The 13,541-nt window shown below is 56.6% G+C and carries 15 protein-coding genes; 8 read left to right on the forward strand and 7 right to left on the reverse strand.

All coding sequences use genetic code 11. The annotated features are described in order from the left end of the window. Window positions 1–20: 20 nt before the first annotated feature. From IAE50_RS09105 to ptrB, 4 genes are all read left to right on the forward strand, one after another. Window positions 21–359 (forward strand): YebG family protein, encoded by a 339-nt coding sequence (locus IAE50_RS09105; protein WP_023480125.1) that lies wholly within the window; start codon window positions 21–23, stop codon window positions 357–359. 58 nt (window positions 360–417) lie between these two features. Continuing rightward, window positions 418–768 (forward strand): protein YebF, encoded by a 351-nt coding sequence (gene yebF / locus IAE50_RS09110; protein ID WP_200580090.1) that lies wholly within the window; start codon window positions 418–420, stop codon window positions 766–768. Window positions 769–860: 92 nt separating this feature from the next. Further along, the gene (locus IAE50_RS09115) at window positions 861–1,532 is read left to right on the forward strand and encodes a tellurite resistance TerB family protein (protein WP_200133796.1); all 672 of its coding nucleotides are present in this window, start codon (window positions 861–863) and stop codon (window positions 1,530–1,532) included. A gap of 79 nt (window positions 1,533–1,611) precedes the next feature. Continuing rightward, on the forward strand, window positions 1,612–3,666 hold the full coding sequence (gene ptrB, locus IAE50_RS09120) for an oligopeptidase B (RefSeq protein WP_200133678.1): 2,055 nt from the start codon (window positions 1,612–1,614) through the stop codon (window positions 3,664–3,666). Here the strand turns inward: ptrB and exoX are convergent, their stop codons facing one another. Next, the gene (gene exoX, locus IAE50_RS09125) at window positions 3,667–4,329 is read right to left on the reverse strand and encodes an exodeoxyribonuclease X (RefSeq protein WP_094419595.1); all 663 of its coding nucleotides are present in this window, start codon (window positions 4,327–4,329) and stop codon (window positions 3,667–3,669) included. Between the two features lie 11 nt (window positions 4,330–4,340). Further along, the gene (locus IAE50_RS09130) at window positions 4,341–4,571 is read right to left on the reverse strand and encodes a DNA polymerase III subunit theta (RefSeq protein WP_042714382.1); all 231 of its coding nucleotides are present in this window, start codon (window positions 4,569–4,571) and stop codon (window positions 4,341–4,343) included. Window positions 4,572–4,707: 136 nt separating this feature from the next. Here IAE50_RS09130 and yobA point away from each other — a divergent pair, with 136 nt between their 5' ends. The 4 genes from yobA (at window position 4,708) to pphA (ending at window position 7,466) form a co-directional block, all read left to right on the forward strand. Then, entirely contained in the window at window positions 4,708–5,082 is a 375-nt protein-coding gene (yobA, locus tag IAE50_RS09135; protein ID WP_200580091.1) for a CopC domain-containing protein YobA, read from the forward strand. A 1-nt stretch (window position 5,083) separates the two neighbouring features. After that, the gene (copD, locus tag IAE50_RS09140; protein WP_200580092.1) at window positions 5,084–5,953 is read left to right on the forward strand and encodes a copper homeostasis membrane protein CopD; all 870 of its coding nucleotides are present in this window, start codon (window positions 5,084–5,086) and stop codon (window positions 5,951–5,953) included. 18 nt (window positions 5,954–5,971) lie between these two features. Then, window positions 5,972–6,316, forward strand: a complete 345-nt coding sequence (locus IAE50_RS09145; protein WP_200580093.1) for a YebY family protein — start codon at window positions 5,972–5,974, stop codon at window positions 6,314–6,316. 505 nt (window positions 6,317–6,821) lie between these two features. After that, complete coding sequence (gene pphA, locus IAE50_RS09150; protein WP_200580094.1) at window positions 6,822–7,466, forward strand: protein-serine/threonine phosphatase; 645 nt, start codon at window positions 6,822–6,824, stop codon at window positions 7,464–7,466. On the opposite strand, the gene IAE50_RS09155 is transcribed toward pphA, so the two are convergent. From IAE50_RS09155 to yebS, 5 genes are all read right to left on the reverse strand, one after another. After that, complete coding sequence (locus IAE50_RS09155; RefSeq protein ID WP_023480173.1) at window positions 7,467–7,658, reverse strand: YebW family protein; 192 nt, start codon at window positions 7,656–7,658, stop codon at window positions 7,467–7,469. A 105-nt stretch (window positions 7,659–7,763) separates the two neighbouring features. Next, window positions 7,764–8,003, reverse strand: a complete 240-nt coding sequence (locus tag IAE50_RS09160; RefSeq protein ID WP_023480127.1) for a YebV family protein — start codon at window positions 8,001–8,003, stop codon at window positions 7,764–7,766. Window positions 8,004–8,117: 114 nt separating this feature from the next. After that, window positions 8,118–9,557, reverse strand: a complete 1,440-nt coding sequence (gene rsmF, locus IAE50_RS09165) for a 16S rRNA (cytosine(1407)-C(5))-methyltransferase RsmF (RefSeq protein WP_200580095.1) — start codon at window positions 9,555–9,557, stop codon at window positions 8,118–8,120. Window positions 9,558–9,635: 78 nt separating this feature from the next. After that, window positions 9,636–12,269 (reverse strand): PqiB family protein, encoded by a 2,634-nt coding sequence (locus tag IAE50_RS09170; protein WP_200580096.1) that lies wholly within the window; start codon window positions 12,267–12,269, stop codon window positions 9,636–9,638. After that, a complete protein-coding gene (gene yebS / locus IAE50_RS09175; RefSeq protein WP_076770021.1) occupies window positions 12,238–13,521 on the reverse strand; it encodes a membrane integrity lipid transport subunit YebS in 1,284 nt (427 codons plus the stop codon). Before yebS ends, IAE50_RS09170 begins: the two co-directional genes overlap by 32 nt. Between the last annotated feature and the right edge of the window lie 20 nt (window positions 13,522–13,541).

The raw sequence follows: 13,541 nt of genomic DNA on the forward strand, positions 1-13,541 counted from the left end.
CAGTAAAACGAGGCTGCATCATGGCGGTAGAAGTTAAATACGTAGTCATTCGCGAAGGTGAGGAAAAGATGTCTTTTGCCAGCAAAAAGGAAGCCGATGCTTACGACAAAATGCTCGACCTGGCGGAAGTGCTGGGCGACTGGTTAGGCACCGGTCCGGTAGCTCTGGAAGAAGAGACCCGTGAACGCATGGCGATGTGGCTCGCCGAGCAAAAAGATGCGCTCAACGGTATTCTGAAATCCGGCAAACTGCCCGGTACAGAGAGCGAAGAGGGCGCACCCTCGGCAAAAAGTGCTGAAGATGAATCTTCTGACGCGGTCGACATTAAAAGCGCCAGCAAGCGGGCGAAAGTTGCCTGATCTTGCACCGCCGGCAATTTGTACCATGCTTTGAATGGGTATTAACCAGGAGATAAGCATGAAAATAGCAGGGGTAGTAACCGGTCTGTTTTTGCTGGCGGGCAGTATGGCGGCTCATGCCGCCGCACAGAAGGTCGTGAAGTTTCCTTCCTGTGAAGGGCTTAACGCTGAGGGCATCGCCGCCAGCGTTAAGCGCGACTATCTGCAAAACCGCATTGTGCGTTGGGCAGACGATCAGAAAAAAATTGGTCAGGCGGATCCGGTGGTATGGGTTAATCCGCAAGAGGTGACTGGCAAAGGTGATAAGTGGACGGTGCCGCTCACCGTGCGCGGTAAAAGCGCCGATATTCACTACCGCGTAATGGTCGACTGCCCGGCGGGCAGCGCGGCGTACAAATCGCAGCCATAGCGCCGAAATTTTCCTGATCTTTCCAGATACAGACACTTCCTGACATCTCCCTCGCTTACTCTTGCCTGACGAAAGCGGTTAAGCGAGGGAAAATCATGAACTGGTTAAATCAATTACAGTCGCTGCTGGGTCAGAAAAGCGGTGCATCGACATCCTCCTCTTCCTCCTCAGAGGGCCAGGGCTTAAATAAGCTGCTGGTGCCGGGAGCACTGGGCGGTCTCGCCGGGCTGCTGGTTGCCAACAAATCATCACGCAAACTGCTCGCCAAATATGGCACTGGCGCGCTGCTGGTCGGCGGCGGGGCGGTTGCCGGTACGGTGCTGTGGAACAAATACAAAGACCGTATTCGCGAAACCCATCAGGATGAGCCGCAGTTTGGCCAGCAGCAGTCGCCGCTGGACGTGCGCACCGAGCGTCTGATTCTGGCGCTGGTCTTTGCAGCGAAAAGCGACGGCCATATTGATGAGCAGGAACAGGCGGCAATTGAGTCGCAGCTGCGCGAGGCGGGCATCGAAACCCAGGGGCGTGAGCTGGTGGCGAAAGCGCTGGAGCAACCCCTCGATCCGGCGCGGCTGGCACAGGGTGTCAAAAATGAGGAGGAGGCGCTGGAGCTCTACTTCCTCAGCTGTGCGGTTATCGACATCGATCACTTTATGGAGCGCAGCTATCTTAACGCGCTGGGCGATGCGCTGAAGGTGCCGCAGGACGTCCGCGAGGGCATTGAACAGGATCTTCAGCAGCAAAAACGCGCCCTTACATCCTGAGCGCGATAACGTTTCGCTTGCAACGCGCGTTTGTTTTGCCACCCTTATAGGTATGGAAAACAGAAAAAAGATAAGTGCTATGTTGCCGAAAGCAAAACAGATCCCCCACGCCATGACCGTTCATGGCGATACCCGCGTCGATAATTACTACTGGCTGCGGGACGACACGCGCTCTCAGCCAGAGGTGCTTGATTATCTGCATCAGGAGAATGATTACGGGCGGGAAGTGATGGCCTCCCAGCAAGCGCTGCAGGATGACCTGCTGCAGGAGATCATCTCCCGCATTCCGCAGCGCGAAGTCTCCGCGCCCTATATTCGTAACGGCTATCGTTACCGACACATTTATGAGCCGGGCAATGAGTACGCCATCTATCAGCGCCAGTCGGTGCTCAGCTCTGAATGGGACGACTGGATAACTCTTCTCGATGCCAACCAGCGCGCCTCGCACAGCGAGTTCTACACCATGGGCGGCCTCGACATCTCGCCCGACAACACCATTATGGCGCTGGCGGAGGATTTCCTCTCCAGGCGGCAGTATGGTCTGCGCTTTCGCAATCTGGAGACCGGCAACTGGTACCCGGAGGTGCTCGATAACGTTTCGCCAGATTTTGTCTGGGTGAATGACTCCGAGACCGTCTACTACGTGCGTAAACATGCCACCACGCTGCTGCCTTATCAGGTCTGGCGGCATACGGTCGGCTCGCCGACGCAGCAGGATGAGCTGGTCTACGAAGAGAAAGATGACACCTTTTACGTCGGGCTGAGCAAAACTACCTCGCAGCACTACATCACCATTCACCTTGCCAGCGCCACCACCAGCGAAGTGTTGCTGCTCGATGCTGAACTGCCGGATGCGCAGCCGCTCTGCTTTTTGCCGCGGCGTAAAGAGCATGAGTACAGCCTCGATCACTACCAGCACACCTTCTATCTGCGCTCCAACCGCGATGGCAAAAACTTCGGCCTCTATCGCACCAAAGTGCGCGATGAGCGGCGCTGGGAGGCGTTAATTCCCGCCCGCGATCACATTATGCTGGAAGGCTTCACGCTGTTTACCGACTGGCTGGTGGTCGAAGAGCGGCAGCGCGGCCTGACAAGCCTGCGGCAGATCAACCGTAAGACGCGGGAAGTGGTCGGCATCGCTTTTGACGATCCGGCTTACGTCACCTGGCTTGCCTACAATCCCGAGCCGGAAACCTCGCGGCTGCGCTACGGTTACTCCTCAATGACCACGCCGGATACGCTGTTTGAGCTGGATATGGATACCGGCGAGCGGCGCGTGCTGAAGCAGACGGAAGTGGCGGGCTTTGACGCCAGCGACTATCGCAGTGAGCATCTTTGGGTGGTCGCACGTGACGGCGTTGAAGTGCCTGTCTCGCTGGTTTACAACCACAACCATTTTCGCAAAGGCGAGAATCCGCTGCTGGTCTACGGCTACGGCTCCTACGGGGCAAGTATCGATGCGGACTTCAGCAGCAGCCGACTGAGCCTGCTGGATCGCGGTTTTGTCTGCGCGATAGCGCATATTCGCGGCGGCGGCGAACTGGGTCATGCCTGGTACGAAGAGGGGAAATTCCTCAACAAGCAAAACACCTTCAATGACTTTATTGATGTCACCGACAGTTTGCTGGAGCAGGGCTACGGCTCGCCGCAATACTGTTATGCGATGGGCGGCAGCGCGGGCGGCATGCTGATGGGCGCGGTAATCAATATGCGTCCCTCTCTCTACCATGGCGTGATCGCCCAGGTGCCGTTTGTCGATGTGGTCACCACCATGCTTGATGAGTCGATCCCTTTAACAACCGGCGAGTTCGAGGAGTGGGGCAATCCGCAGGATGAGACCTATTACCACTATATGAAAGGCTACAGCCCGTACGACAATATTGGCGCGCACCCCTATCCACATATGCTGGTGACCACCGGGTTGCACGATTCGCAGGTGCAGTACTGGGAGCCGGCGAAATGGGTGGCGAAACTGCGGGAGTATAAAACCGACGATAATCTGCTGCTGCTCTGCACCGATATGGATTCCGGGCACGGCGGTAAATCAGGGCGTTTTAAATCCTACGAAGGGGTGGCGCTGGAGTATGCGTTTCTGATCGCGCTGGCGCAGGGGACACTGCCCGGCAAAGGGTAATTACCCCTCGCCAAGGTAGTGTTTAAGCGTTAAACGCAGTTCCGGGCTCATGCTGTTGAGGTTGTTAAACAGCCAGCGCAGGTAGCCTGGATCGCGGTCAGCGATCTCGGCAACCGGTTTGCCGCGGTATTTACCAAAGGTAAAGGTGGTCATCAGCGCCGGGCGTCCGGTGATGGTGGCCATCTGCTCAGCGCTCCAGCCAGAGACCTGCATAATGTCAATCAGCAGGGCGGCGGTGATATAGCAATCATAGAGCGCGCGGTGGTGATGCAGGCCGGCTGGCGTCTCTACGCTGAGCTTGCGGGAGTTATAGAGCGCCATATTGCTGTATTTGATCCCCGGCCATAAACGCCGCGCCAGCTTCATGGTGCAGATCCACTCGCCGGACATCTCTGGCAGCACGCGGCGGTCAAAGCTGGCGTTGTGCGCCACATACCACTCGCTGCCGTGATAATAGGGGACAACCTCTTCGATCCACGGCTGATCCGCCACCATCGCTTCGGTAATGCGGTGGATGGCCATCGCCTGCGGGCTGATGGGACGGTCGGGGCGCACCAGGTGGCTCTGGGGATTAACGATTTGCCCGTCCACTACGTCCACCGAGGCTATCTCGACGATACCGCCCTGCAAATCGCAGGTTTCTGTATCGATAACACGTAACATAGTCGGCTCCATTATTTCATTTTCGGCTCATAGGGGAGGCGAGAGAGCGAGACGGAGGCCAGCCGGTGGGCAATCAGACGTTCGCGAAACCAGCCGCGCAGATGTTCGGGCTGTTCGCGCTCAACCGCTTCGGCAATAACCGGCATATTGTAGCGCTCTTTGAAGGCAACGCCTGCGGCGGCCAGATCGACATTCACCTTATCCATCTCTTCTTGTTCGAGCTGCGCAAGATTGGTCATTATGAAGTTCTCCTCAGTTCAGGCGGCAAAAGTTACTAAGGCTGTCGCAGAAAGACAAGCGTGGCGGCGATGAGACTCGACTCAACTATTGTACAGGTTTATCCTCTATATCGTATGCATAACAAAAAGGAATGCTTCTATGCTTATCTCCCCGACGCAACGCTTACGCGCTTTAGCCCTCATTACCACCCTTTTTGTCACCCCGGCAGTGCTGGCGCATGCCCACCTCAAAGGCCAGTATCCGGCTGCGGATGCCGATGTGACGGCAGCGCCGCAGGCGCTGACGCTCAACTTTTCAGAAGGGATTGAGCCGGCGTTCAGCGGCATTAAGGTGACAGACGCGCAGCAGAAGGCGATCAAAACCGGGGCGGTTAAGCGTAATGAAAAGGATAAGACCCAGATGATTGTGCCGCTCGAACAGCCTCTGACAGCGGGCAAGTACACCGTTAGCTGGCATGTGGTCTCAGTCGACGGTCATAAAACTCACGGGCAGTACAGCTTTTCTGTGAAGTAATATGCTGTCCTCGCTCTTTGTCGGGCTGCGATTTATTCATTTCGCCGCCCTGATGCTGTTATTTGGCAGCGCGCTGTTCAGCGCCTGGCTGGCACCGCGCGATCTGCGCCGGTCACTTACTCAACACTTCCTGCCGCTGCAGCGCCTGTGCCTGATCCTTACGGCATTGAGCGCGCTGTTGCTCTATGCGGTGCAGGGCGGGATGATGGCCGGTGGCTGGCCGGAAGTGTGGCAGCCCGCGATCTGGCGTGCGGTTGCCGGTACGCAAGCAGGTTCACTGCTGGCCTGGCAAATCATCCTAGCGCTGCTGACCCTCTTTGCCGGGCTGTTGCAGCCAGCGCAGCAAAGGAAGTTGCTGCTGCTGACGGCGCTGCAGTTTCTGTTGGCGGCGGGGCTTGGTCACGCAGCGATGCGCGAAGGGCTGCCCGGCGTGTTACAACACATCAACCATGCGCTGCACCTGCTGTGCGGGGCGATGTGGCTGGGTGGCCTGCTGCCGGTGCTGTTTTGTATGCAACTTACGCGTGAGGGGAGCCACCCTGCGGCTATTGGCGCGATGATGCGCTTCTCCCGTTATGGTCACGTAGCGGTGGCAGGCGTTATCCTTACCGGCATGGTTAATGCGGTGTTGATTCAGGGGCTGGCGTGGCCGTGGCAGAGCGCCTGGGGGCGCATGCTGTTGCTCAAATGTGCGCTTGTCGCGCTGATGGTGGCAATCGCGCTTGTGAACCGGTATGTTCTGGTGCCACGCTTGAGCCTGGTCGATAACGGAGCGCGGCAGCGCTTCATAACGTTAACCCGGGCAGAATTGATAATCGGTGCGCTGGTGCTGGCGGCGGTAAGCCTGTTTGCCACCTGGGAGCCTTTTTGAATAAATCTGGTGAAAAGAATGAAAAAGAGTGTGATTGCAGTATTAATGCTGACCAGCTCAGCCGCTGCGCTGGCTGCGCCGCAGGTTATTACCGTCAGCCGTTTCGAGGTTGGCAAAGAGAAATGGGCCTTCAATCGCGAAGAGATAATGTTGACCTGCAGGCCGGGCAATGCATTGTTCGCCATTAACCCGAGTACGCTGGTGCAGTATCCGCTCAATGATATCGCGCAGAAACAGGTCGACAGCGGGAAAAGCACCGGTCAGCCTGTCAGTATCATTCAGGTTGACGATCCAGCACATCCCGGGCAGAAAATGAGCCTCGCCCCCTTTATCGAGCGCGCGAAATCCCTCTGCACGGACTGATGAAAATCACCTGATTCAGCATAAAAAAACGCAGGTCCGGTTAACACCGCCTGCGTTTTTTTATGATAAACGTGACAATTACCGGATTTTTCTGACCACATTTGTCGCGGACTGGAAAAGCTGGTGTCGTCATCTATTCTTAAGGTGCAAGGCGACTAAGCCTGCATTAATGCCAACTTTTAGCGCACGGCTCTCTCCCAAGAGCCATTTCCCTGGACCGAATACAGGAATCGTATTCGGTCTTTTTTTATCTCTCTGAAATATGGCGTTTAATCCGTGGGTGTCTCAACAACTCCCGAAAACATCATATTTGCTTCAAACCATAGCATAACCCGCTATGTGGGCGTCTAGCTATTTTTGCCATCAATGAATCGCAAAGTGCGGCTCCTGTTTCTCCGGCAAATGAGTGACAAGTTCATGCCTTTTTCGCAACGTTCATCTCAAAAACGTAACCGCTCAGAGGATGTTGATCGCCTGTTTTCTATACTGAAAAGAGGGGGGGATTATGTATCAACGTATCGACGGCGCACAGTGGCGACATATCTGGCTGGTAGGCGATCTGCACGGCTGCTATCAACGCTTAATGCAGGCGCTGCGGGAGCGTCACTTCGACCCTTACGAGGATCTGCTGATCTGCGTCGGCGACCTGATTGATCGCGGCCCGCAGAGTTTGCAGTGCCTGGCGCTAATTAATCAGCGCTGGTTTATCACCGTGCGTGGGAACCATGAGCAGATGGCTATCGACGCTCTGCGGGAAAACAACCGCGCGCTGTGGCAGATGAACGGCGGCGGCTGGTTTGCAAAGCTTAATGAAAAGGAGCAACTTCGGGCGCTTGATGCCCTGCATAAATGTGCGCAGTTGCCCTATATCCTTGAGCTTCAGACATCCGACGGGCTGAACGTTATTGCCCACGCTGATTACCCGACGAGTGAGTATGGCTGGCAAAAAGAGGTGGATAGCGAGTCGGTGCTGTGGCGGCGGGAGCGGCTTAACCAGCTTCTGTGCGGGAAAGGGGAGCGCATTGCAGGTGCGGACGACTTCTGGTTTGGGCATACGCCGCTGAAAGCGCGCTTCGATGCCCATAATCAACACTATATCGACACCGGCGCGGTGTTCGGCGGAGAGTTAACGCTGGTTCAACTGCAGTAGTTAAAAGTCGCTATAGTCGCGCGCCGGGTGCCAAAAGCCATCGATAAAATCTTCTACGGGAAAACAACCGCCGTGACGCATACGCTGATCGTCCATCGCAGCCAGGCACTGTTGCTCACTATTAAAGACATCAACCACGATGTCGTCACATCCACCGTCCAGGTAGCAAACAAATAAGACCAGCGCGAACATTCCATCCTCGGTTCTGTACAACGTAACGATAAGTGTAGGGGATGAATGGGGGCAGGGGAAATCAGGCAGGTAAATAACCCGTCTCACGGACGGGTTCACATCAGATCAGGCAAGACGCATGATCCAGGTATCAGATTGCTCGTCGTAATGTTCGCGATAAAGGACTGAATGCTCGCCGTTAAGGATCGCAGGAATGCTGGTTTCCGCGTCCCAGGCATCAAGCTGCATACATAAATCAGGGTCTGAACTGCATGGAATATGCAGTTTGCGCTCACCCTGACTCTCTCCCTGCAACTCGGCATCATCGATTTCGAATGCGCCAATGCGCACGCTGGTTTTCGTCATAATGCTCTCCGTCGATCGTTAAAATGTGGTACGACCAGTAAAGCCGCCCACATTTCAGCCTGGTACAACAGCCGGAAAGTCGCCAGTCAAAAAATGCGTTTTTTATGCGCTGCGTCACGCCTTGCCGGCGAAAAGCTGACCGTCGCGCACCAGCTCGCGCGGGTAGCTGTTTTTAAGGCGTGAACCCACTTTTTTCGCAAGCCCCAGCGCCTGATCCTGGAAGGTCACAATCGCTTCATCCCCGGCTGGCAAGGCCTGCGGGTAGATATCACGGCCGCGATACCACGCTTCGGCTTCCTCTTCAGTCAGCTCAAAAGCCAGCGGATTGTTATCACCTGCCAGCGCGATCACCGCTTCATGCTGCCAGCGATAGCCCTTGTTATGGGTCTCCGCGAGACGCATGCCGAGGCGGGAAAAACGGACTTTTCCGATCAGCGCTTCGATGGCTGTGGGGAATAACCAGATCTCTTTATCACGCTGCCACAGACGCAGAGAATCGCCCCAGCGTAAGCCGACCTCAGCCGCTGCGGCGGTGACGGCAGCGCTTTCGCGCGGCTTAAGTGGCGCAAACGGAAATTGACCCACTTTGTAGGTCGGGGTCGGCAAGCGCTCTACCGCTACGGTTTTACGCAACCGTGCGACGAAGAAACCTTCGCAGTCAAAAATTTGCGGAAAGACGTGCAGAAAACCCTCATCCGTCAGCGCCTGTTCTGCGCCCTCGAACAGCTTGCCGAGCGGTTCAAACTCAACGGCATCAGGATATTGCTGCGCTAGCCAGTGGCAGACGGCTTCGTTTTCGTCGCGGTTCAGCGTGCAGGTAGAGTAGACCAGCACGCCGCCAGGGCGCAGGGCATGAAAGGCGCTGTCGATAAGCTCGCGCTGGGTAGCGGCAATCTCCAGATTGCTGGCGTGGGACCAGTTTTTCAGCGCATCGGCATCTTTACGTACCACCCCTTCGCCGGAGCAGGGAGCATCCAGCAGAATGGCGTCAAACATCTCGGGTAACGCAGCGCCAAACACGCGGCCGTCGAAATGGGTTAACGCCACATTCTGGATGCCACAACGGCTGATATTGGCATGCAGCACTTTTACCCGGCTGGCAGAGAACTCATTTGCAAGGATGGCGCCCTGATTCCCCATGCGTGCGGCAATCTGCGTGGTTTTCGACCCCGGTGCGGCCGCGACATCCATCACGCGCAGCGGCATCGTTTCCCCGGCAAACAGTGCGGCAACGGGGAGCATTGAGCTTGCTTCCTGGATGTAGAACAGGCCGCTCAGATGCTCCGCCGTACTGCCTAAAGGCAGGCTCTCCTCCTCGTCGCGCTCGATCCAGAAACCCTCCGCGCACCATGGCACCGGCGTTAACTGCCAGCCATAGGGCGCGACCAGCGAAAGGAAGTCATCGACGGAAATTTTCAGCGTATTGACGCGAATACTGCGGCGCAGCGGGCGCTGGCAGGCGGCAATAAACTCATCAAAATCGAGATGCTCAGGTATCGCCAGGCGCATCTGGGCGAGAAATTCTTCAGGAAGGTAAACAGCGTTTTGAGCCACGGGGCGCCCCAGAAGGAAAAAAAAGAGGCGCGCAGTGTAGCATAAAGGCTCCGGCGCGGGCACGCCGGAGCACTCAGCTTAACGTGGTAGCGCGGTTCCCCACTGCCGCCACTCTTTTGGTTCGCTCTCCAGCAGCAGGAAGTGTTTGCCCGGCTGCGCTTTCGGTGCCAGCGGCGTCTCCGGTGGTGTCGCGAAGGCGATCCCGCCGCGAATAAACTGGTTAAAGGTACCGGTTTTCACCACCCCGCCCGTCAGGCCAAAGTCCAGCGTATAACCGGAGGCTAACCAGAAGACCGAGTTATTGCGCACCAGATGCTGGTAACGCTTACTGACGCGCATGGCGATCATCACGCGGTCGGAGAGGGTACCCAGCGCAAGGCCGGTCACCGTTCCCACTTCAATACCGCGGAACAGCACCGGTGTGCCGATATTCATTGAACCCACTTCCGGCGCTTCAACCACAATGTTCAACCCATCAAGGTAACGGGAATCAGTAATTGTCGCTTCGGCGAGTTCGAAATCGCGGCGCGCATCGCCATGCCCAGGCTCAACGTTGATATAGGGCTGCAAAATGGTGTCGAGATGTTCAACACCACCGGCGGAGATCTGCGGCGTGATCACCGAGAAGCGCGATCCGGCGCGGGCGAAGTTGCGTACATATTCCGGGTAGAGCACGGCGCTGGCCTGCACTTCGTTTTTATCCGTCAGCAGGCGAAGCTCCTGCACCTGGCCGATATCAATGCCGAGGTAGCGAATTGGCATCCCCTCTGCCAGCTTGCCGGCGTCGAAAGCATGCAGGGTGATCTGGCCGCCGACGGCGCGCGCTTCGGTTTCCGAGGCGTAAAGAATACGCTTATCGCCTTTACGCAAGCGGGCACCCGCACCGCTACGGTTGTCGAAGCTGATGGCGCCTTTAATCGCGCGCGAAAGCGGTGAAGCCTGCACGGTTAATCCGCTGCCGTTAAGCTGCACCTTCGCGCCGCCTTCCGCCCAGAAGACGCTGTCGGCGGTAAGCAGGTTGCGATACTCCGGTTTGATATGCAGATCGATATCAAAGGCATTAGCGCGCGGGCGCACGGTAATCACTTCACCCACTTCAAATTTACGATAGAGCACCACCGAACCCGCCTGCACATCCGGCAGCGTATCCGCCGTCAGCGTCAGGGTGGTGGTAGGCAGATCGCTAAGGCTGTTCTCCAGCGCTTTATCAAGGTTGGCGAAGAGCGGGTAGGTGGGTTTCATCTCCCCTTTATCACCCGGGAGAATACGGATGCCGCCACTGATCCACTCACTGGCGCTGGCAGCAAGGAACTCAACGCCATCCAGCCCCAGTTTCACATCCACACGGCTATTGACCACGAATTTGCTGTCACCATGCACCAGATCGCGATATTGCGGATCGATGGCCACGGCAAACGAGACGCCTTTGTTGGTCAGCTTACGCTCCAGCACCTGGCCGACCTGCACACCGTGCAACACCAGCGGCTGCCCGGCATCGATGCCATAACTCTCCGGCGCGGTGAGCGTCAGGGTGATGACGCCCGGCTCCTGCAGCAGGTTTTTATCCGCGGGCAGCACAACGAACTGATCGCGCGGCTGGCCTTCGCCGGGAATCAGCTCCAGCGTGCTGCCGGTCAGCAGCGAGCTGAGATTGGTATTGCTCAGGGAGACTTTCGGGTTGCGCATCTCAATGCGCGTATTATCACGCAGCAGATTGACCACGCCCGGATCGACGGTCAGCTCACCGGTTACTTTGCCGCCAGGATTAAGGGTAATATCCGTCAGTTCACCCACTTCCAGCCCCTGATACATCAGCGGCGTTGAACCGGCTTTCAGCCCCTGGCCGCTCGGCAGATCGAGCTTGATGAGCACGCCGCGCTGGCTGTGGGCCAGATCTTTGTATAGCCCAAATTCATCATCGGCTGCTGCGGGTGCCGAGTTATCCGGCGAGTCGAAGGCAATAGCGCCATTAACCAGTGCCGCCAGGCTCTCCAGCTCCACTTTCGCGCCGCTGAGACCGACGTCTGCTTTCATCCCGGAGATATTCCAGAAGCGGCTGCCTTTTTTCACCAGATTGGTAAAGCGGCGCTCAATCAGCACATCCACCGTGACGCCCTGTTTATTTTTGTTGATGGCGTAGTCATATACGCGACCAACCGGGATCTTGCGGAAATAGACCAGCGAGCCGCTGTTGAGCGAGCCGAGATCCGGCGCGTGCAGATGAATCATCAAGTCGCCATTATTGAGGCGGTATTTCGGCTGCGTGTCGAGGGCGGTGAAGTGATCCTGCGGTTCACCTTTGCCTGGCATCATACCGATGTAGTTACCGCCGACCAGCGCATCCAGCCCCGAAACGCCCGCCAGCGATGCTTTCGGCGTCACCAGCCAGAACTGCGTCTCGTTGCGTAGCGCATCTTTCATATCGGCTTTGATGCTGGCGCGGACCTGAATCTTCTTCAGATCGTCGCTCAGGCTAATATCCTGCACCGTACCGACTTCCACCCCCTGATAGCGGATGGGCGTGCGCCCGGCGACGATGCCGTCAGCGGACATAAAGTCGATGGTGATGGTGTTGGCGCGATCTTCATAGCTACTCCAGACCAGCCAGCCGGCGATCAGCAAAGCGATCACCGGCAGCAACCAGAACGGTGAAATGCGTCGTTTTGTTTTAATGCGCGCTTCAGTCGGCGAAGCGTGGTTTTCCTGACTCATGTGCATCCCAAAGTAAGCGGCTGTCCAGCCATTCCACAGCAAGAATAGTCAAAATAACCGCCGCGCCGAAATAAAACGCAGCGGGTCCCATAGTAAAGGCGAGCAATTGGTCGCGATTGATCAGTGACATTGTCAGCGAGATGACAAACAGATCGAGCATCGACCAGCGCCCAATCCAGGTCACAAAGCGCAGAAGAAGGATGCGAGTGCGTAGCCCCTGTTCAAATTTGAAATGGATACTGACCAGCAAGGTAAACAGTACGATTACCTTGGTAAACGGCACAAGAATACTGGCGATAAAAACGATACCCGCCACGGCGATATTGCTGTTACCGAGCGAAATAATGCCCGACATAATGGTATCTGCCTGCCGCGAACCGTTGAGGTAGACCACCGAGATCGGCAGCAGGTTAGCGGGCAGCAGAAAAATCATCGAGGCAATCAGCGCCGCCCAGCACTTCTGCAGGCTGTGTCGACGGCGATAACGCAGCGGAATATGGCAACGCGGGCATCTGCCGCGTGCATCAGGTAAGCCGGTGAAGTGGCAGCCGAGGCAGGCGCGCAGCTGCGGGTCGGGGCGCTTAGCCGGACGCTGCGGATAAAAACGCTCCCACAACTGCTCAACGTTCAGATGGATAAGCGTCATCACGCTGAGAATGGTTAACGCCACAAAAGCGACAAGCCCGACGCCCGGCTGCAGGTAAGCGTAATCCTGCACTTTTATCGAGGCGACGCCAATCCCGACCAGATAGATATCGAGCATCACCCACTCTTTCAGGCGCTCAAGCATCAGCAACACCGGGCGCAGATTCATCCCGAGGCGGTTGCCGAACCATAAATAGGCGATTGCACTGACCAGCACCAGCGGCGCGCCAACGGTACAGAAGAGCACCATCGCCCCGGTAAGCGCATCGCCCTGGGCAGTCATTTGCCAGATCCCCTGCAAAAGGTTGGCGTCAATACGCACACCCAGCAGGTAAAAGTGGAGCAGCGGTTCGCCCCAGGCAAAAGGCATCAGCATCAGCATTGTTACCGCCATGGCGGCGAGACGGGTTAATGACCAGTCGCGTCCATCGCGGATCTTGGCATCACAGCAGGGACAAAATGCACTTTGGTGCGATTTCATAACCGGTAACGCAAAAAGCGTATCGCATTGCGGGCAGCGCTGATAATGTGCCCGTGGCAAAGCTTCGCCGACATGATGGATCGCAATTTTTTTGTTAAGCGAAATGTGTTGTATCTTTAGTGCCATCGGCCGGATCAGAAAAGGAT

It is taken from the genome of Kosakonia sp. S42 (assembly GCF_016624785.1).
In the GTDB taxonomy this organism is placed as follows: domain Bacteria; phylum Pseudomonadota; class Gammaproteobacteria; order Enterobacterales; family Enterobacteriaceae; genus Kosakonia; species Kosakonia cowanii.

Bases quoted from the DNA above. Each gene is read 5' to 3' on its own strand.
- IAE50_RS09155 (WP_023480173.1), bottom strand. From the start codon at position 7,658: ATGTTCGCGCTGGTCTTATTTGTTTGCTACCTGGACGGTGGATGTGAC.
- yebS (WP_076770021.1), bottom strand. From the start codon at position 13,521: ATGGCACTAAAGATACAACACATTTCGCTTAACAAAAAAATTGCGATC.
- exoX (WP_094419595.1), bottom strand. From the start codon at position 4,329: ATGTTACGTGTTATCGATACAGAAACCTGCGATTTGCAGGGCGGTATC.
- IAE50_RS09105 (WP_023480125.1), top strand. From the start codon at position 21: ATGGCGGTAGAAGTTAAATACGTAGTCATTCGCGAAGGTGAGGAAAAG.
- yebF (WP_200580090.1), top strand. From the start codon at position 418: ATGAAAATAGCAGGGGTAGTAACCGGTCTGTTTTTGCTGGCGGGCAGT.
- pphA (WP_200580094.1), top strand. From the start codon at position 6,822: ATGTATCAACGTATCGACGGCGCACAGTGGCGACATATCTGGCTGGTA.
- IAE50_RS09170 (WP_200580096.1), bottom strand. From the start codon at position 12,269: ATGAGTCAGGAAAACCACGCTTCGCCGACTGAAGCGCGCATTAAAACA.
- IAE50_RS09145 (WP_200580093.1), top strand. From the start codon at position 5,972: ATGAAAAAGAGTGTGATTGCAGTATTAATGCTGACCAGCTCAGCCGCT.
- yobA (WP_200580091.1), top strand. From the start codon at position 4,708: ATGCTTATCTCCCCGACGCAACGCTTACGCGCTTTAGCCCTCATTACC.
- copD (WP_200580092.1), top strand. From the start codon at position 5,084: ATGCTGTCCTCGCTCTTTGTCGGGCTGCGATTTATTCATTTCGCCGCC.
- IAE50_RS09160 (WP_023480127.1), bottom strand. From the start codon at position 8,003: ATGACGAAAACCAGCGTGCGCATTGGCGCATTCGAAATCGATGATGCC.
- ptrB (WP_200133678.1), top strand. From the start codon at position 1,612: ATGTTGCCGAAAGCAAAACAGATCCCCCACGCCATGACCGTTCATGGC.